At 28.4% G+C, this 19,433-nt stretch carries 16 protein-coding genes; 3 read left to right on the plus strand and 13 right to left on the minus strand.

Annotated features, from left to right (window positions below):
- Positions 1-340: integrase core domain-containing protein (locus BM119_RS12475; RefSeq protein ID WP_143087324.1), on the plus strand; the 340-nt coding region annotated here is incomplete at its 5' end.
- Positions 341-558: 218 nt separating this feature from the next.
- Here BM119_RS12475 and BM119_RS12480 read toward each other — a convergent pair.
- Positions 559-879, minus strand: coding sequence for a hypothetical protein (locus BM119_RS12480; RefSeq protein WP_090041924.1), 321 nt, complete (start codon positions 877-879; stop codon positions 559-561).
- A 183-nt stretch (positions 880-1,062) separates the two neighbouring features.
- Between BM119_RS12480 and BM119_RS12485 the strand changes: the two genes are divergently transcribed.
- Both BM119_RS12485 and BM119_RS12490 read left to right on the plus strand, forming a co-directional pair.
- A complete protein-coding gene (locus BM119_RS12485; RefSeq protein WP_090041925.1) occupies positions 1,063-1,797 on the plus strand; it encodes a glycerophosphodiester phosphodiesterase in 735 nt (244 codons plus the stop codon).
- A 340-nt stretch (positions 1,798-2,137) separates the two neighbouring features.
- Positions 2,138-2,968, plus strand: a complete 831-nt coding sequence (locus BM119_RS12490; RefSeq protein ID WP_177199415.1) for a phosphatase PAP2 family protein — start codon at positions 2,138-2,140, stop codon at positions 2,966-2,968.
- A gap of 122 nt (positions 2,969-3,090) precedes the next feature.
- Here BM119_RS12490 and BM119_RS12495 read toward each other — a convergent pair whose 3' ends face one another.
- The 12 genes from BM119_RS12495 to hypD all read right to left on the minus strand — a co-directional run bounded on the left by BM119_RS12495 (position 3,091) and on the right by hypD (position 19,430).
- Positions 3,091-3,828 (minus strand): LytR/AlgR family response regulator transcription factor, encoded by a 738-nt coding sequence (locus BM119_RS12495; RefSeq protein WP_090041929.1) that lies wholly within the window; start codon positions 3,826-3,828, stop codon positions 3,091-3,093.
- Positions 3,825-4,271, minus strand: coding sequence for a hypothetical protein (locus BM119_RS12500; protein WP_090041931.1), 447 nt, complete (start codon positions 4,269-4,271; stop codon positions 3,825-3,827). The genes BM119_RS12495 and BM119_RS12500 overlap by 4 nt, the downstream gene beginning before the upstream one ends.
- Positions 4,272-4,290: 19 nt before the next feature.
- A complete protein-coding gene (gene floA, locus BM119_RS12505; RefSeq protein WP_090041932.1) occupies positions 4,291-5,268 on the minus strand; it encodes a flotillin-like protein FloA in 978 nt (325 codons plus the stop codon).
- 16 nt (positions 5,269-5,284) lie between these two features.
- Positions 5,285-5,782, minus strand: coding sequence for an NfeD family protein (locus BM119_RS12510; RefSeq protein ID WP_090041934.1), 498 nt, complete (start codon positions 5,780-5,782; stop codon positions 5,285-5,287).
- Between the two features lie 178 nt (positions 5,783-5,960).
- Positions 5,961-6,848, minus strand: coding sequence for a sensor histidine kinase (locus tag BM119_RS12515; protein ID WP_090041935.1), 888 nt, complete (start codon positions 6,846-6,848; stop codon positions 5,961-5,963).
- Positions 6,849-7,057: 209 nt separating this feature from the next.
- Positions 7,058-9,484, minus strand: coding sequence for a heavy metal translocating P-type ATPase (locus BM119_RS12520; RefSeq protein ID WP_090041937.1), 2,427 nt, complete (start codon positions 9,482-9,484; stop codon positions 7,058-7,060).
- A 13-nt stretch (positions 9,485-9,497) separates the two neighbouring features.
- Entirely contained in the window at positions 9,498-9,851 is a 354-nt protein-coding gene (locus BM119_RS12525; protein WP_090041938.1) for an ArsR/SmtB family transcription factor, read from the minus strand.
- Between the two features lie 387 nt (positions 9,852-10,238).
- Positions 10,239-10,934, minus strand: coding sequence for a LytR/AlgR family response regulator transcription factor (locus BM119_RS12530; protein WP_090041940.1), 696 nt, complete (start codon positions 10,932-10,934; stop codon positions 10,239-10,241).
- Positions 10,935-11,375: 441 nt separating this feature from the next.
- On the minus strand, positions 11,376-14,387 hold the full coding sequence (locus BM119_RS12535) for an SH3 domain-containing protein (protein WP_090041941.1): 3,012 nt from the start codon (positions 14,385-14,387) through the stop codon (positions 11,376-11,378).
- 308 nt (positions 14,388-14,695) lie between these two features.
- Positions 14,696-15,943, minus strand: coding sequence for an amidase domain-containing protein (locus tag BM119_RS12540; protein ID WP_090041943.1), 1,248 nt, complete (start codon positions 15,941-15,943; stop codon positions 14,696-14,698).
- A 241-nt stretch (positions 15,944-16,184) separates the two neighbouring features.
- On the minus strand, positions 16,185-16,997 hold the full coding sequence (gene proC, locus BM119_RS12545) for a pyrroline-5-carboxylate reductase (protein ID WP_090041945.1): 813 nt from the start codon (positions 16,995-16,997) through the stop codon (positions 16,185-16,187).
- Positions 16,998-17,069: 72 nt separating this feature from the next.
- Positions 17,070-19,430 carry a trans-4-hydroxy-L-proline dehydratase gene (hypD, locus tag BM119_RS12550; RefSeq protein ID WP_090041947.1) on the minus strand — a complete coding sequence of 787 codons (2,361 nt, stop codon included), beginning with the start codon at positions 19,428-19,430 and terminating at the stop codon, positions 17,070-17,072.
- Positions 19,431-19,433 lie beyond the last annotated feature (3 nt).

The raw sequence follows: 19,433 nt of genomic DNA on the forward strand, positions 1-19,433 counted from the left end.
AGGTTTATATAATCGAAATTTAAAAGGATTGGACAGTGGCTTGGTACTACGTACCGATAACGGTAGTCAGTTTATTAGTGGTGTATTTGAAAAGGGATGTATGGATGAAAAAGTAGTTCATGAAAGGATTCCAGTAAGGAGTCCTAATTACAATGCTTTTATTGAGTCATATCACAGATATCTTCAAGAAGAGTGCCTTAATAATGAAATGTATTGGAGATTAAAAGAGTTAGAAAATGATTTAAATGATTATGTTTATAGATATAACCATGAAAGGATACATTCCTCTATAGGATATGTATCCCCACATGAATATTATAAAAATAAAATTTCAGCTTAACTTAAAATTTTGAGAAAACTTTAGAATGAGTAACTTTAGTCCAGATAGCGGGGAGCAATCCGCTTATCACTTGTAACTCATAACTTGTAACTCATTAAAGTTTTCAACTTAAAGTTCTATATGTTTCAACACTTAATAAAGTTATCCACAAATTCAAAATCTGTACTATCCTATAGAGTAAAAAATAAATCCCTCTATAAAAATAGAGGGGATTTATTTTAGGATTCTCTGTATTCAACATCCACTACAACTTTTTTATTCTTGAATTCGTCTGGTACCTTAAAGTCATCGCTTTTGTTTGATCTGTTTGATTTATTTGTAAAAATAGTTTCATTGTTATTTTTATTATTACTTTTTCTTTTAAATTTATACCAAATATTATTTTTAACATATTTATATGCCATAATTATTAATACTAATCCTACTATATAAGGAATTAAATGTATCAATCCTATTATTAATAATATGATTATTCCTAATACAATAGCCATGGTTATAAACTTATTCAAGCTGCCCGTTGATCTTCTACCATTATACATACACATTCCTCTTTCTAATAAAATATTTATCTTAACAATATCATAACACATATCATTAAAAATAGTCTTAAATAACTCTTAATATTTTCTTAACATTTTGTAACAATACAATTAATACTTTAAAAGGATTAGGTAATCTTTTAAAGAATATATTAAAAGATATAATTTAAGGAGGTAACTTATATGGATAAAACATTAAACTTCGCTCATAGAGGATTTAGCGGTGAATATCCTGAAAATACGATGATAGCATTTCTAAAAGCTTGCGACAATGGTTGTGACGGTATTGAAACTGATGTTCAATTTACTAAAGATCATGTAGCCGTATTATGCCATGATGAAACACTCAATCGAACTACAACTGGAACAGGTTATATAAAAGATTATACCTTTAAAGAGTTGTATAATCTAGATGCAGGCATAAAATTTAATAATAAATTTAAAAATGAAAAAATCCCTACTCTTGAGCAATTACTCCAATTATCCAAGGATAAAGGTATAATGTTAAATTTAGAACTTAAAAATACAGAAATACCTTATGATGGCTTAGAAGAACATGTTATAAATCTAGTATATAAATATAATATGCAAAATAAAGTTATACTCTCATCTTTTAATCACTATTCTATGATTAAAGTAAAGAATATAGATTCATCCATAAAAACAGGATTATTATATGAAGCTGATTTATATGAACCCCAAGAATATTGTTTAAAAGTTGGAGCTGATTGTGTTCATCCCCAATATTTTAGTGTTTTAAAAGAAGATATAGTAAAAAAGCTTAAAAAAAATAATCTTTCTATAAATACTTATACAGTAAATAATGAAGATCATATGAAAAGACTAATTTCTCTAAATATAGATATAATAATAACAAACCACCCAAATATATTAAATAAATTACTCTCAAAAATTTAAAATTCATCTCAATCGAAAAGTGAGACATACAATTTCAAGCTTTTCCTAACAACGTGAAGAAAAACATCATTAACTTGTTACTAATTAACTTTGTTACTTAAATAAATTCTCTCCTTCACATAAAAAAATTGAGACTTAAGTATATAAAATATACTATAAGCCTCTTTTCTTTCAAAATAAAGTCTAGGTTTAAAAGTAAAAACCCTATCTAAAAATAAATTTTTAATGCTTGAAATTTATCAAATCACAGATTAAAGTATATTTAAAATATGTATCTTTGTCAATGGCATTTTATGTATTATAATGATAGAATATGTACTTTTTTGTAGGAGGTTTTATTTTGGAAATAATTCTTTGGATTCAAAAGTTTTCTTCCCCATTTTTAGATGCTTTGTTTAACTTAATAACTATGTTTGGAGAAGAAGCTATAGGTATAATTGTATTCTTAATGATTTTTTGGACCATAAATAAAAATTATGGCTATAAATTAATGTTTTCATTTTTTACTAGCATGAGCTTAAACGGTGTTATAAAGGATTATTTTAAAGCACCTCGTCCAATAGGAGTTGATGGTATTAGAAGTCTTAGAAAACATACTGCTACAGGATATTCTTTTCCTAGTGGACATACTCAAGGTATCACAACATTATTGTCTTCTCTATCCGTAGAAATTAAAAGTTTATGGTTTTCTATATTCTCAATAATAATGATTTTACTTGTAGGAATATCTAGACTCTATTTAGGGGTTCATTGGCCTAAAGATGTATTATTGGGAACTATTTTTGGTTTTATATCCGTTTTAATTTCAAACTTTGTTTTCAATAAGAGTATTAATAAAAACAACCCATTTATATTATTATTTTTATTAATACCATTCTTAATTGCTCTACCATTTTTCAACAGCACTGATTCTATAAAATCCATCTCTGGTTTTTCAGGTGCTTTTGTTGGTTACATAATTGAATTAAAATATATAAATTTTGAAATTCCATATTGTTTTAGAAATAAGATTAAAAGAATTGTTTTAGGTCTTATAGTTATAGTATTAATTAAATCTGGGCTTAAAATTATCTTCCCAAATTCGGGTGTTTTTCATTTTATACGCTATTTTTTATTAACATTTTGGATTGTAGCTATAGCCCCTTATTTATTCAAAAAATTTAATATTTAGGTATCTAAAAAAATAATAGCCCACAGATTCCAAGTATTATGAATACTGGTCTATTATTTTTTGAAGATGCCTTAAACAAAAATAGCTGCTAATGATTTTTAAGTTCATTAACAGCTATCTTTTTATTTAAATATTTTTTTTATCTCCTCATACTTTTCATGAGTTAATAATGCATCCTGATTTATACTCTTAAATTTAACAACATAGGTCCATCTACCATATGGATAAATTTTGTTTATCATTGACAAGTTTATAATATATGATTTGTGGCTTCTAAAAAACACTCTCTTATCTAATCTATCTTCTAAATCTCCTAATCCCTCTGAAGTAATAATACTGTCTCCATCTTTAAGATATAAAACAGTCATTCCTTGTTCTCTTTGTATAAGAACAATATCAGCTGTATTTATAAAACTTATACCTTCTTTATTTTTTATAATCAGTCTATCAAACATTAAGTCTTCTTCGATATTGGGTATTTTAGGAATTTCTATTTCTGTTAGATATTTTATTTTTTCTAATGTCTTAAATACTCTGTCTATCTTAAATGGCTTTATAAGATAATCGAAAGCATATAATTCAAAAGCATCCATCATATATTCACAATGAGCTGTTGCAAATATTATTTTGACTCTTGGATCTATATCTACTAAAACTTTTGCACACTCAACCCCGTTTATTCCATTCATTTCTATATCTAAAATTACGATTTCAGGTTTAAGTTTTGCAAAAATCTTTATAGCTTCTTCTCCACTATCAACTTCACCTACTACATTAAATCCATCTAGCTTTTCTATAGATTTCTTTAGTATTGATCTCATTACACATTCATCATCTACTAGTAAAATATTTAAACTCAAATTCTTTCACTCCTAGATTTAGAATATCTTTTTCTTCTTTTAGCAATACGTGGGTTATCTAGTACTTCTTTTAAAATTACTGCATCCCTTAAAGACTTGCTATCTAGTATTACGTTGTCATAGCTTATATTTTGTGTTTCATTCTTCATTCTAAGCTCGCTAAGCTTAAAATCTCTTTCCGCTTGAGCCTTTATAGCACCTGATTTCTCTTCTTCTAAACCACATTCATTTTCTTCTAAATCTAAATATTCATCTTTTGATCCAAAGTCATCATCTAAAACATCCTCGTCTTCTTTATTGCTTTTTAAAGAATGATTTTCATTATATTTATACTTAACCTTATCAATTTTTTCATCTAAATCTAAATCCAACCCGTATTTAGCTAATGCTTTTGCATATTTTGCAGCAGTTTCCATATCAAATAATCCATTTGAACTTTTCATTTATATCACTCTCTCATGATTATTTATCTCTATTGTCACTTTGCTTTTGAGGATTATTGCCAGGTGTAGATATACTATTCCTCATTTTTGTATCTGCTATTACATTTTGCATATCATAATAATCCATTATTCCAAGTTTTCCTTCTCTTAATGCCTGAGCCATAGCTCTTGGAACCTCTGCCTCTGATTCTACAACAGTAGCTCTCATTTCTTGTTCTCTTGCAACGGCCATAGCACGTCTTTCTTCAGCTTTAGCTTGTGCAATGTTTTTATCTGCTTCTGCTTGAAGAGTTTGAAGTTGAGCTCCTATATTTCTTCCTACATCCACATCGGCTATATCTATGGATAGTATTTCAAATGCTGTTCCTGCATCTAATCCTTTTGATAAAACTACCTTAGATATTTTGTCTGGATTTTCTAAAACTTCTTTATGTGATTGAGCACTACCTACTGTTGTAACTATACCTTCTCCAACTCTTGCAAGAACTGTAGCTTCACCAGCTCCTCCTACTAATCTTTCAAGATTAGCTCTTACTGTAACTCTAGCCTTTACAAGAAGTTCTATACCATCTTTTGATACTGCTGATACATTAGGTGTTTCTATAACTTTAGGGTTAACACTCATCTTAACAGCTTCTAATACATTTCTACCAGCTAGATCTATAGCAGCTGCCTTTTCAAATAACAACTCTATATTTGCTCTATGTGCTGCTATTAATGCATCTACAACCTTGTCAACATTACCTCCTGCTAGGTAATGTGCTTCTAATTGATTTCCTGTCACATCTAATCCTGCCTTAGTTGCTTTTATTAGAGGTATTATTATTCTACTTGGTGCTACTCTTCTAAGCCTCATACCTACTAAATTTACAATACCTACCTTAACCCCAGCTGCTGATGCAGAAATCCAAAGTCCAATTGGCACAAAGACAAAGAATAAAATTAAAAATAAGATTATTAAGCTTGAAAGTACTATTGTTCCTATAACATTTCCCATATAAATCTCTCCTTATTTAAAAATTAATATTTTTTACTACTATTCTTCTTCCCTCAACCTTTACTATTTTTACTTTTGTATTTGCTTCTATAAAGTCCCCCTCTGATACTACATCCATTCTTATTCCATCAACATCTGCTGTCCCAGAGGGTCTTAATACTGAAGTGGTAATACCTTCCTTATTCAAGAAATAGTCTAGATCTTCTGTTCCTATATACCCACTTTCCTTATCTAACTTGTTTTCTAAAACTACTTTTGATAGCTTACCTTTAGTCAACAATATTAACATTATGGTGAAAGCTATTGCTAATATTGATACTATTATAATTGTTAATACTATTGCCTGTGAAACAGTTTCCGCTGTTAAAATTATTGCTACAATCAATGCAGTTCCACCAAGTATACCCGGTATTCCAAAGCCTGGTATAAACATTTCTACTATTACCAAAACAATTCCTGCTATGAAAAGCAATGCTTGTACTAATGTTATATTGATCATAATTGACTCTATCATTTCCCTACCACCTCCTACTTATTAAAGTTGTAAAGTCGAAAGTTGAAAATTTCATCTTCAATTTTCAATTTCCTAAACTTATGACTTGTAACTTACTTCTATATATATATTAATATTATTTTCAGATTATATACATATATAATTTATAAACAATACATTTAATATATTCAAATGTCATCTAATCAATCTCAAACTTACTCTTTTTCAATATTGAAACTATAAATTTTGTTTCCATCTTATTAGTTTCAACTATTACATCTCCACCATATTCATTTAATATCTCTTTAGCAATTGATAAACCCATTCCAGTTCCATTTTTCCCTTTGGTTGAAAATCCTGCATCAAATAACTTGTCAATTATTTCACTTGAAATTTCTTTTCCATTATTACATATAGTAACCTTGTAATTTCTCATATCTTCTAAAAGTTCTATGGTTAATATTCTATTATCTTTCTTTTCCATCAGTGCGTATATTCCATTATCTATTATGTTTACTATTATTCTACAGAACTGCCAATCTGGAAGCGGTAAATCTTTAAGCGAAGTATTTACATATAAATTTACATTTATATTTCTCTTTTGTGCGTACATTGTTTTCGCTTGAAGAATAGCATTGACAGCTGCGCTTTTAGTTTTTAATGCTTTATTTACTCTTATTACATCTTCATAAACCTTTTCTATGTAATTTCTTGCATCACTATATTCTTCTAACTCCATAAGATTATATATTATTTGCAAGTGATTTACAAAATCATGTCTTTGAGACCTCAATGTTTTATTTAAATCACTTAATGAATCTATTGTCTCTATAAACCCTTTATTTTTATCTTGGCTAAAAATAGATGAATATAACGATTTAACTGTAAAATATATATTTATAACTATTATTATTAATGCTGCCAAACATATAATTCCACCATTGGTATAAGAAACCTTTATATATCCATCTGAACATCGAAATAAAATATTGTATACTGCTATTAATATTAAGAATGCCATTAATATTCCATTAGATATTGCTGATGCCATCAATATTTTTTTCACATTGTCTGCACCTACATTCACTGTTTGTCCCCCTTATAGTTTCTTAATACCTATATTATACCATATGGAAATATTTTTCTTTACAAATTTAATATCGTTAATAGTAAGATAAGACCTTAGACACATGAAATTAAATAACAAGTCAAATATACTAGTATATTTGACTTGTTATTTTTTTATGTGCCTTATATTGATAATTTTGATATCAACATAAGGTTTTGCTTAATATATTATTTTGTTTTTAAGACCCTCATTGAATTTAAAACAGCTATTAATGCAACTCCTACATCGCCAAATACTGCTTCCCACATTGTTGCATACCCTAATGCTCCTAATGCTAATATTATAAATTTCACTGTTAAAGCAAAAATTATATTTTGCCAAACTATCTTATTTGTTTTTTTTGCTATATCTATGGCTTTAGTTATCTTTGAAGGTTCATCATTCATTATTACAATATCTGCTGCTTCTATTGCTGCATCTGAACCTACTCCCCCCATAGCTATTCCTATATCTGCTCTTGCTAAAACCGGAGCATCATTTATTCCATCTCCCACAAACACTACTTTACCATTTTTAGATTTTTCACTAAAGATTTCTTCTAATTTTTCCACCTTATCTTGTGGTAATAACCCTGCATAGAATTTATTCAATCCAAGTTGTTCAGATATAATACCTGCAACTGCTATACTATCTCCAGTAAGCATAACAGTATTTTTAATTCCTAAACTTCTTAGTCCTTTTATAGCCTCTTTAGAATCTTCTTTCAATTCATCAGAAATCAAAATATATCCTGCATATATATTATTTACAGTCATATAAATTACTGTCCCTGGTTCTTCAACAGGACTATAGTTTATAGATTGTTTGTCCATTAGCTTATCATTTCCTGCTAATATGAATTTACCATCAAATATACCTTCTAAACCCATTCCTGCGTATTCATTTATTGAAGTTACTTTATCTTTCTCTATATTCTTTTCATAGTAACTAGCGATAGATAAAGCTATTGGGTGATTTGAATAACTTTCTATATGCGCTGCTATTCTTATAAGTTCAGATTCTTTTATCCAATCTTCTGGCTTTATTTTAGTAACCTTAAAGACACCCTTTGTTAATGTTCCAGTTTTGTCAAATACAACAGAATCTACTTTGTTTAAGGCCTCTAAATAGTTTCCGCCCTTTATTAATATTCCTTGCTTTGATGCAGCTCCAATTCCTCCAAAGAATCCTAAAGGTATTGATACAACTAATGCACATGGACAAGACACAACTAAAAAGACTAATGCCCTATATATCCATGAATCAAATGTTGCTCCAGGTATAACTAACGGTGGCACTATAGCTAAAAGTAATGCTGAAATAACAACTATAGGTGTGTAATATCTAGCAAATTTTGTTATGAACTTTTCTGTTTCAGCTTTTTTTGAAGATGCATTTTCCACTAAATCTAATATTTTAGATATAGTGGATTCTCCAAATTCCTTAGTTACTTTTATCCTTATAACTCCATTTTTATTTATATATCCACCTAACACTTCATCATTTTCTCTAATTATTTTAGGCAATGATTCTCCTGTTAATGCAGATGTATCTACTTGTGAATTACCTTCTATTATAACTCCATCTAAAGGTATCTTTTCTCCTGGTTTTACAATAATTATATCGTTAGGTTGTATTTCATATGGTGATACTTTAATTTCCTTATTATTTTTTAATAAAACAGCATAATCTGGTCTTATATCCATTAAATCAGAAATAGATTTTCTTGAATGATTTACTGCTCTACTTTGGAATAATTCTCCTATCTTATAAAATATCATTACTGCTACTGCTTCAGGATACTGTTTTATACTGAAAGCTCCTACTGTAGCAATTGTCATAAGAAAATTCTCATCAAAAACCTGCCCCTTAAATATATTCTTTATAGCATTTAAAACTACATCTCCACCAACTAAAACATAGCTTATAATAAAGAATAATATTTTTATCCATTCAATTTTGTTTAATATTACTGCTGCAACGAAGAATGCAGTACCTACAACAAATTTTATTAATTCTAAATTTTCCTCTTCAGTATTATCTTTATTTGTTGATCTATTGATTTCACTTTTTTTAACTGTTGCCTTTCCATTCATAGTTATATTAACTACTTTCACATCTGGCTCTAGTTTTTTAACTATATTTTCAACATTTTTAATTGTTTTATTGTAATCTTCCTTATTATTTAGATCAATTCTTAATTTTTTGCTTATAAAATCTAATGATGCTTCTTTTACCTCAATAAGTTCAGTTGCATGATGTTCTATTTTATTAGCACAGTTTGCACAGTCTAAACCTTCTAATAATAAGGTTATTTTGTCTCTCTCATTGTTTCTTGTTTTTATTGCCTTTTGTGGCTTTTTTATTATAGCTTTATTTTTATTATAATTGCTCTTAGTTCTAACCTTAACATCTGGTTCTAATCTATTTACAATATACTTTATTTCATCTTCTATTTTATCTTCTTTATCTTCATCTACATTTAAACTCAGAGTTTTATTAACAAAATTCAATGTTACATTTTCCACATAATTGATTTTAGAAACTTTTTCTTCTATTTTCATAGAACAAGCTGCACAATCTAACCCTTCTAGTATAAATTGTTTTTTTATCAATCTCTTCCCCTCCTTATTCTAAAACATGATTTAATCCCTGATCAAATATTCTCTTAACGTGATCATCTGCTAATGAATAATATACTACCTTTCCTTGACGCCTATTATTTACAAGCTTTGCATTTTTTAATACCCTAAGTTGATGTGATACAGCCGATTGACTCATATTTAAGATACTTGCTATATCACAAACACACATCTCACTTTTAAATAAAACACATATAATTTTAATTCTTGTACTATCTCCAAAAACTTTAAATAACTCTGCAACATCATATAAAATTTCTTCGTCTGGTATAGAATCTTTAACTTCATTAACTAATTCTTCGTGTATAACATTACATTTGCATGTTTCTATTTTCTCCATAAATCTAAAACCACTCCTTCTAGTCATATGAACACATATTCATATGTTCATTTATATTATATTACTATTATATTTAACTTACAAGATTTATTCACTGATTTTATGTAAATTAACTTTTAATTAAATAAGAATAGTTCCTATTTGCATATTCTTTATGAATAATCATCAAAGTCACCACGCCACATTTTATTAGTTTTTTAAAGCAACCTAAAGAAAAACATAATTAACTTATCACTTGTCACTAATCTATGGATCTCTACTTCCAACTAAATGAAGTTTTCAACTAGGATAATACTTTCCCATATAATGCACATTCAAAAAAAAGAAGAAATACAATATATGCTTATGCTTGAAGCATATATTGTATTCCCTCTTTTTATTTTTAAGCTACGATATTTTGTTTCTAATATCTCTTACATAAGCTTTGCTAACTGGTATGGTTATATTTAAATTTTCTAATCGGATTTGTTGATTTTTATAAATATGTATTTTATTTTTGTTTACTATAAAACTTTGATGACATTGTATAAAAAAATTAAAATCTAAACTCTCCTCTAATTCTTTAAACGTTCCGTAATACTCAATAACACCATCTTTTTTTACAACCCTTACTTTTCTAAGTATTTTTTCAAAATACCATATATCCTTATATTTAACTTTATGTATTGTATCTTTAGTTGATATTGTAAATATCCTATTATCTAATTTTATACTATCCATATAATCTATAAAGTCTACTGCTTTATTCCATATTAGGTTCAACCTTGATTTATCCATTGGTTCAAGAATATATTGAAATGCATCAATATTAAATGCTTCATATGCAAAGTTTTCACTTTTGCTTACAATTATTATAACTGTATTTCTTAATGTGCTTTTATGATTTTTAATTAAGTCAATCCCGTTTCCACATTCCAAGTCTGTATTTATAAAAATTATGTCTATGTTGTTGCTTATGTTATTTTCAAAATCACTCCATCTATTAAATGATGATATTTTCCATTGATTTAAAAATCCATTTTCATATAAATACTCATTTATTGAATTCATGTTTTCCCCAATTATTGCAACATTGCGATGCATTTAATATCCCTCATTTCCTTAAAGCATTTCATCTTTTAATATTTATCTGATGGCTACCAGAGCTGTAACACCTCCATCCTCCTACAAGGTGGGGGATAACAGTTGCTACGCCCCTAGATTAACTCATCTAACCTTCAGATGGTGGAAAGAACACACCATCTGAAGGAAGATTCGTTCTATAAATTGGATTTACTAAGACTTTGTTTTCTATTTAACAATATATTTTATATTATTGTTTATTTTTTCACTATCTTTATTCATCAAACCACAAATTATAATAAATGTAAACTTTTAATAATATATTTCTGTAAATTTTGCCAAATTCCTTCTAATTCTTTATAAAATTTAATTTTACTTTCAATTTTCAAAATTAGAAATTTACATATATATTAATAAAAGCACAATACCATATCTTTTAAGACATCATATTGTGCTTATTTATTAGTTTATAACTCTATTTGCCTGAATTTTATTCATACCATATGTGGATAATTTAGATATTTTAACAACCTCACCTGGTTTAGGAGCATGAATAAATTCATCATTTCCTATATATATACCAACATGAGTTGAATTATTAGGATCACTATAGCTTCCAAAAAATATCAAATCTCCTTCTTTTATTGCACTCATATCTATTCTTTTTCCGCTTTTTATCTGATCCCATGTAGTTCTACCTATTTTAATTCCAAAATTATTAAATACATATTGAGTGAGTCCAGAACAGTCAAATCCACTAGTGGTAGTTCCTCCCCATACATATGGAACACCTAAAAATTTCTTTGCATATTCAACCACTTGTTTTCCTAATTGATTATTATTTGATGCTTCATGATATTCCTCAACGTAATCTGAATGTACATACCCTTCTTTTTTAACATCGTAAGTATCAAATTTTATTTTATACCAACTTCCACTTTTAGACAAAATATCAAAAGTTGCATTTGGTGTTAAATAACCAACTACACTACTATTTGCATCTGCATTTGATCTTACCCTTAAAGAAGATGTTACATTAACCACCTTACCCTTTTTATTTATAATAATTTCTTCACCTGAATTATTACCACCGTTATTGTTATTATTGTTATTGTTGTTATCATTGATTTCTTGTACATAATCTCCATGGACATAACCTGTCTTATCTTTGTATTTTATTTTGTACCATCCATTCTTTTTGCCTACTATATCAAACTCTTCACCATTGTTAATATATCCAACTGTATTAAAGCTTGTCCCTGCATCTTCCCTTATTCTTAAAGTAGATGATATATTAACGACCTTACCTTTTTTAGATGTAGTTTCTTCAGTTGAACCATTGTTATCCCCCGGATTATTACCATCATTGGTATTTCCGCCAATTTCTTTTATGTAGTCACTATGAACATATCCATTTTTTCCATTGACACTTATTTTAACCCAGGAACCTTCTCTTCCATTAATCTCAACCTTTTGTCCGTTATTAAGCATAGTAACTACATTATAATTAGTTCCTGCACCTTCTCTAACTCTTAATCCTGATGGTGCATTTACTACTTCACCATACTTTTTACCTTCATTGCTTACATCATTATTATTATTCTCATTATTTCCACCAGATATAGGTCCTTTTATTTCTTGTACATAGTCTCCATGTACATATCCTATTTTTTCATTAAACTTAATTTTATACCATCCATTCTCTTTTCCAATGATATCAAATACTGAATTAGCATTTAATGTATCAACAACTGAAAAATTAGTTCCTGAACCACTTCTCATTCTCAATGTAGATGTTACATTTGTAACCTTTCCTTTTGAACTCATTGAGTTTTCACCATTACTAGTGCTATTATTGTCATCATTGTTTGACCCTGTTATTATTTCAACATAATCTTTATGAATATATCCACTTTGACCATTTGAAGATATTTTATACCAATTATCTTCTTTTCCTAAAATATCAAACTTATTATTAGGATATAATAACGTAACAACATCATAACTAGTTCCAGGACCTTTTCTCATTCTCAAGTTAGTTGTTACATTAACAACTTGTCCTTTTCCTGTTAAAACCGGTTTTTCATTTCCATCATTACTATTAATCACTGAAAGATATTCACTTTTCATAAAACCTATTTTTTCTTGATTTGAAGTATTTTTAAATGTTACGTTTGTCCATTCACCTTGGCTAAAATTAATCCTAACTTGTTCATTTTTGTACATAACTCCCAATATTTCACTATTTGTATTAGACTGCTGCCTTACATTAACACTATTAGCATTAACTACTTTAGCCATTTTATCTTTATTAGAAGTATCTATATCCGTTGTATTACTTCCATCCATATTAATAAGCTGTTTATTTATAAAACCATTTCTATTTCCTTTAGCTGTTGTATATGAAATGTTAGCCCAATCATTAAATGTATAGTTTAATGTAACATTTGTACTATTATCTAATGTATCTTGATAATTACTATTTAAATCTTTATATACTGATACAGTTGATGTTAACCCTGAAATTTTAACTGACTTATTAAATTTAGTAACCCCTTGAATATTCAAGTTATCTTCCTTAATAAATCCTGTTCTTTTTCCACCCTCACTGCTATTAAATGTTATATTAGCCCATTCTTCATCAACATAGTTTAATCTAACACTTTCCTTATTATAGACAACACCTACAGAATTTGAAGAAACATTTTTTTCTCTGGAAACTGTAAGTTTTCCTGCATAGTTAACAGTTGCATCAACATTCTTTATCTCACTGTATATTCCACTTGAACCTCCAGGGCTAGGATTAGTATTTCCACTTTCTCCTGAACTTGCACCAACTGATTTTTTGAAATTATCCCAAAGATATGGCTTATCCTTAATCATCATTCTAGGACATATTTTACCCGTTGCATCATTATGGGTTATAACATTTTCTGCTGGTATATTATATTTCTGCATTAATTTTTTTGTAAGCTCTATTCCATTTTTCATAGAAATATCAAAATTACTATCTGGATTAACTGCTATCTCTATTGCAATAGTATTACTATTCGTTGCTTCTGGTCTATTCGGAGTTACACCTGGATATTTATCACCTATGTGCCATCCTCTCCAGTTATCTTCTAAAGCCTGAACTATATTATTATCATCTACTATATAATGAGCAGATGCCTGTGCACTTGGATGATTGGCAAAGTAATTTCTGTTAGCAATTGCACCTGCTCCATAATCTCTATTATCTGTATCATGTATTACTATATATTGAGGATTTATTATTACTCCTTTAGAATAGTTTATATCTATAAGCATTTTGTTTATCTCAATACCATTTACGAATTCTCCTGTTTTGTAGGGTTTATTGTTTTTTTGGTTATCTACATTTAGGTTATCTATTTTATTCGGTAGAGCATTAACCATAGTTCCTTGAGCTATAGTTGCTGTTAATACTAGTGATGTAATTCTTTTAGTTTTCACCAAATCCCCCCTTGTTATACTTAAATATCAATTTAAATAAAATAATTCATAATAAGAGTAATTATACCATTTCATCATCTAAATTAATATCATATTCAAAGTTTTTTTTGTCATTTATTTCAATTATTTGTTACTACTCTAATAATGTCTTCGATTCTTTAAGCACTTTACTGATGATTTCATACTATGTAGTGTTTATAATGTCACATATTAACCTTTCATTTTCAATTTATCTCTTAATAAATTTTTCTTTTTCAAAAGCTAGATTAATACATTACCTTTTATCAATCTAAATCTTAAGATAAGAATCACTTAATACAATCATGAAAATCTAATCTTCTTATATAACACTCATCATCGCCCCAAGCATAAATAAGGTTTACTAATGATCTGTTATATTTATCATAGTCATGCTGAGAAACATATATTCCATTATATTCTTTATTATTAGGTGCAACATAAGTTACATATACAGAATGCTTATATCTTATATCACCTTTTTTTCTAATCTGAAGAACATCTCCAACCTTTATTTCTTTGGGATTTATTGACGTATATGGTCTATTGTTATTAATGCCTACAGCTTTTGGCCCTGCTGATGATGTGGTGCAAAGCTTCCAAAACTCTTCTACATTAGCCCATGCTAAGGTAACTCCATAACTATTTCCTAACCATATACCCTTAATCATATTAATACCATTATTTATATATTTTTTTGTTTTTTCTATATCATTAGGATCATATGCACCTAATGAAGCCCATACGCATTGTGACACAAAATTAGTACAATCATTATCTTTCGCTGTATAAAATATTCTTTTATCTTCTAAAGCTACAGCATACTCTCTTGCATACCTTGTTCCAAGATCTTTATCACAAAATTTATTTTTATCTTCAAAGAAATCTCTAAACTTTATCTCGTCTTTCTCCTGTTTTTTTTCTTCTATTTCATTATCGTATTTATTTTTCTTTAATTTACTATTTTTAATTTTATTAATTTCTTGATTTTCTACTTCCTTTATAGCATCCATTTTCATTATCCTTTGTTGTGATAATCTGTAATTATCTACCTTACTTTTAAAGTCACTAAACTCATCAAAATTTGTATCAATTCTAACTATTCTCCATGACTCATTGTACTTTTTAAGTTCAAATTTATAGTCTATATTATTTATTTGTGATGAAACATTCTTTGGCAAATTATTATACTCATATTCAACATTTAAATTCACTTTAATATTTGCCACGTCTTCCCTAATATCCAAGTCCATTATTTGATACTTATATTTATAGTCCTTATAACTTAAACCACATGATTTATACCTTTCAATAAATACTCTATTCATAGATAAATACATTGTTGTATTTTCATTGTCCTCTACTATTTCACTTAATTCTTCATATTTTAATGTTTTGAAACTATTTAGATAACTATTAAAATATTTATCTATCACTTTAGTTATAGGTTGATTTTCATTTTGTTTAAATCCAGTTGTTATTACAAGCAAAACTATTATTACAAAACCATATTTTGTTATTTTTAAAAATTTACTCATAAAACGCTCCTATTTTTTATAAATTTGTATTTATTAATACCTTTTTCTTTATAAGTAAAAATTATGTGCTTTTTTCAAAAAATTTGTTGATTTTTTCATATATATATTTTATAATAAATATATGAAAACGTTTAATGTCCTCTTTAGAAAGACATTACTTCCTGAAAAAATCCAAATACCTATGAATAATAAAACAATAAAGCTGAGCTAACCTCGCTCAGCTTTATATTTTTTTGTTATTTTATTTACCAGCCATTTTATTAGCTTTATTAGTACAATCCACCATGGCTTCTATAACTGTTCCTCTAAAATTATTCTTTTCTAAACTATAAACAGCTTCTATAGTGGTACCTGCTGGTGAACAAACCATATCTTTAAGTTCCCCTGGATGTTTACCTGTCTCTAAAACCATTTTTGCTGCCCCTATCATAGCTTGAGCTGCCATTTTATAAGCTTTATCTCTTGGTATACCATGAAGTACTCCACCATCACCCATAGCTTCTAGAAACATATACATATATGCTGGTGATGATCCATTTACAGCTATAACAGACTCCATTAATTTTTCATCAATTTCCTCTGTTTTTCCTATCACATCAAACATTTGCATAACATTATCAAACTCACCATTTGCAACCAAATTATTTCTGCATAAAACAGTCATACTTTCTCCAATTAAAGCTGCTGTATTTGGCATAGTTCTTACAACTTTAATATCTTTTTCAAAAGCATTTTCTACTACTTTTATACTTACTCCGGCTGCAATTGTAACTATAACAACATCTTTTTTTACATAATCCTTAATTTCCTTTATTACAGTTTCATAAACATGAGGTTTAACAGATAAAACTAATATGTCAGCTTCCTTTGCAACACCTATGTTATCATTTAAAAATGTTCTTATTCCAAATTTTTTTTTATGTTTTTCTAGCCCTTCTTTGTATCCATCTGATGCTACTATGTTTTCTCCTTTATATAACTGAGATTTAATAAGACCTCCTATTATAGCACCACCCATATTTCCACAACCTATAAATCCTAAAGTATTACTCATATTACTCTCTCCTTTTATCATATTTATAATTTGAACAAGCTCCTCTATAAAAGAAAAGCTTGTTTATTTTTATTAGAAATTTTCTTGCTCTGTTCTATTTATTATTTCATCTTGAAGGGATTTTCCTAAATCACAAAAATAATCACTATATCCTGCAACTCTTACTATCAAATCTCTATATTCTTCTGGATTGTTTTGTGCTTCTATTAATGTATCACGTTTAATCACATTAAATTGAATATGATGTCCATCCATCTTAAAATATGATCTTATTAAGTGACATAATTTTTCTAATCCCTCATCACCTTGCAAAGCACTTGGAGTAAACTTTTGGTTCAATAAAGTACCTCCAGTTCTTAAGTGATCCATCTTTGATGCTGATTTAATTACTGATGTTGGTCCAAACTTATCTGCTCCTCCAACTGGTGATATACCCTCTGACTGAGGTTTGCCACCTAATCTTCCATCTGGTGTAGCTCCTGTTACCTCTCCAAAATATATGTGACAAGTTGTTGGTAACATATTTATTCTATAAGTTGCTCCTCTAATAGATTTTCTTCCATTTACTTCATTATAATATGCATCAAAACACAATTTCATTATATCATCTGCATAATCATCATCATTGCCATACTTAGGTGTTCTATTAACCAACATTTGTCTTAAAGGTTCGTTTCCCTTAAAATTATTCTTTAATACTTCTAATAGCTCATCCATTGATACTTTATTCTTATCATATACATGATGTTTTATTGAAGCTAATGAATCTGTTAATGTCCCAATGCCCACCCCCTGAATATAATTTGAATTGTATCTGGCTCCACCACTATTGTAATCCTTACCATTGCTTATACAATCATCTGTAACCGTTGATAAAAATGGTCCTGGCATTTCTTCCATATACAGTTTTTCTATAATATTGTTTCCCTTTATCTTAATTTCAATGAAATGATGAATTTGTTTTTTGAATGCGTCAAATAACTCCTCAAAGCTTTTAAAATTTCTTGGATTTCCCGTTTCTATTCCTAGCTTTTTATTAGTTATAGGATCAAACCCATTATTTAATGTTATTTCTAATACTTTAACAAGGTTAAAGTATCCTGTTAAAATATATGCTTCTTTTCCAAATGCTCCTGTTTCTACACATCCTGAAGTTCCGCCTTCTCTTGCATCTTCAATTGCTTTACCTTGTCTTACTAATTCCTGAAATACAGAATCATTATTAAAGACTGGTGGCTGTCCCCAACCTTCTCTTATTATTTCTGTTCCTCTTTTTATAAAATCATGTGGATTCTTTTTTGAAAGCTGAATATTACTATTAGGCTGAAGTAATCTCATAGAATCCACAACATCTAGTAATAAATAAGAAATATCGTTAACTCCATCTCCGCCTTCTTTACTTAATCCACCTATATTTATCGTTGCAAAATCTGTATAAGTTCCACTTTCCTTTAAAGTTACTCCAACTTTAGGGGTAGATGGTTGGTTGTTAAACTTAACCCACATACATTGAAGAAGTTCTTCTACATCTTCTCTTGTTGTTGTTTCGTTTTCTATTTCAGCCTTATATATAGGGTATAAATGTTGATCAAATCTTCCTGGGCTATATGCATCCCATATATTCATTTCAGTTATTATAGTTAGATGTATAAACCAATATCCTTGAATTGCTTCCCAAACTGTCTTTGGTCTATTTTCAGGAACTCTATAGCAAACCTCAGCTATTTTCAAAAGCTCACTTTTTCTCTTTTCATCCAACTCTTTTCCAGCCATTTCTTTTGCTAAATCACCATGTCTTCTTGCAAAAGTTATAACTGCTTCTGATGCTATCTTCATAGCTTTTAGTTCTTCTTGCTTGTTATATGCTTCCTTATCATTTATATAATCTATTCCTTCAAGTTCTTTATCAATTAGTTCTATTACATCTCTATAGCCTCTATTAAATAACTTTTTATCTCCAACAGTATGGCCAGGACCTCTTTGTTCCATAAATTCTGTATACATCCCAGCATAATAACATTCCTTCCATTGGTCTGTCATCTCACTTAATATCTTATCTCTTACGCATCTTCCGCTCCAATAAGGTATTATTTCTTTTTCCTGAATATCATATACTTCTTCTGCCACTTTAAAGAATGTTTTTTCTCTATTATCCATAACTTTTAAGTCTTCTATAGTATGACAACATATTTCTGGATATACTGGAGTAGCCTTTGGTTTTTCTCCCCTCTCTCCAACAATTAATTCATCCTTTCCTATATAAAGAGTTTTCTTTTCACATATGGCTTTTAATGTTAATGCTCTTAAAACAGGCGTTGATACCTTTCCCAAATACTCTTTATATACATTGGTAACTATTCTAGCTCTTTCTATTGATATTGTAGGAACAGCATTTATACTTTCTTCTCTTAATCTTTTAACTCTTTCTCTCATAAA

The organism is Clostridium frigidicarnis (genome assembly GCF_900111985.1).
Lineage (GTDB): Bacteria > Bacillota > Clostridia > Clostridiales > Clostridiaceae > Clostridium_Z > Clostridium_Z frigidicarnis.

Excerpts from the sequence above, each read along its gene's own strand:
- BM119_RS12480 (WP_090041924.1), bottom strand. The coding sequence starts at position 879 with ATGTATAATGGTAGAAGATCAACGGGCAGCTTGAATAAGTTTATAACC.
- proC (WP_090041945.1), bottom strand. The coding sequence starts at position 16,997 with ATGAGTAATACTTTAGGATTTATAGGTTGTGGAAATATGGGTGGTGCT.
- hypD (WP_090041947.1), bottom strand. The coding sequence starts at position 19,430 with ATGAGAGAAAGAGTTAAAAGATTAAGAGAAGAAAGTATAAATGCTGTT.
- BM119_RS12530 (WP_090041940.1), bottom strand. The coding sequence starts at position 10,934 with ATGCATCGCAATGTTGCAATAATTGGGGAAAACATGAATTCAATAAAT.
- floA (WP_090041932.1), bottom strand. The coding sequence starts at position 5,268 with ATGGGAAATGTTATAGGAACAATAGTACTTTCAAGCTTAATAATCTTA.
- BM119_RS12500 (WP_090041931.1), bottom strand. The coding sequence starts at position 4,271 with ATGAAAAGTTCAAATGGATTATTTGATATGGAAACTGCTGCAAAATAT.
- BM119_RS12510 (WP_090041934.1), bottom strand. The coding sequence starts at position 5,782 with ATGATAGAGTCAATTATGATCAATATAACATTAGTACAAGCATTGCTT.
- BM119_RS12540 (WP_090041943.1), bottom strand. The coding sequence starts at position 15,943 with ATGAGTAAATTTTTAAAAATAACAAAATATGGTTTTGTAATAATAGTT.
- BM119_RS12525 (WP_090041938.1), bottom strand. The coding sequence starts at position 9,851 with ATGGAGAAAATAGAAACATGCAAATGTAATGTTATACACGAAGAATTA.
- BM119_RS12485 (WP_090041925.1), top strand. The coding sequence starts at position 1,063 with ATGGATAAAACATTAAACTTCGCTCATAGAGGATTTAGCGGTGAATAT.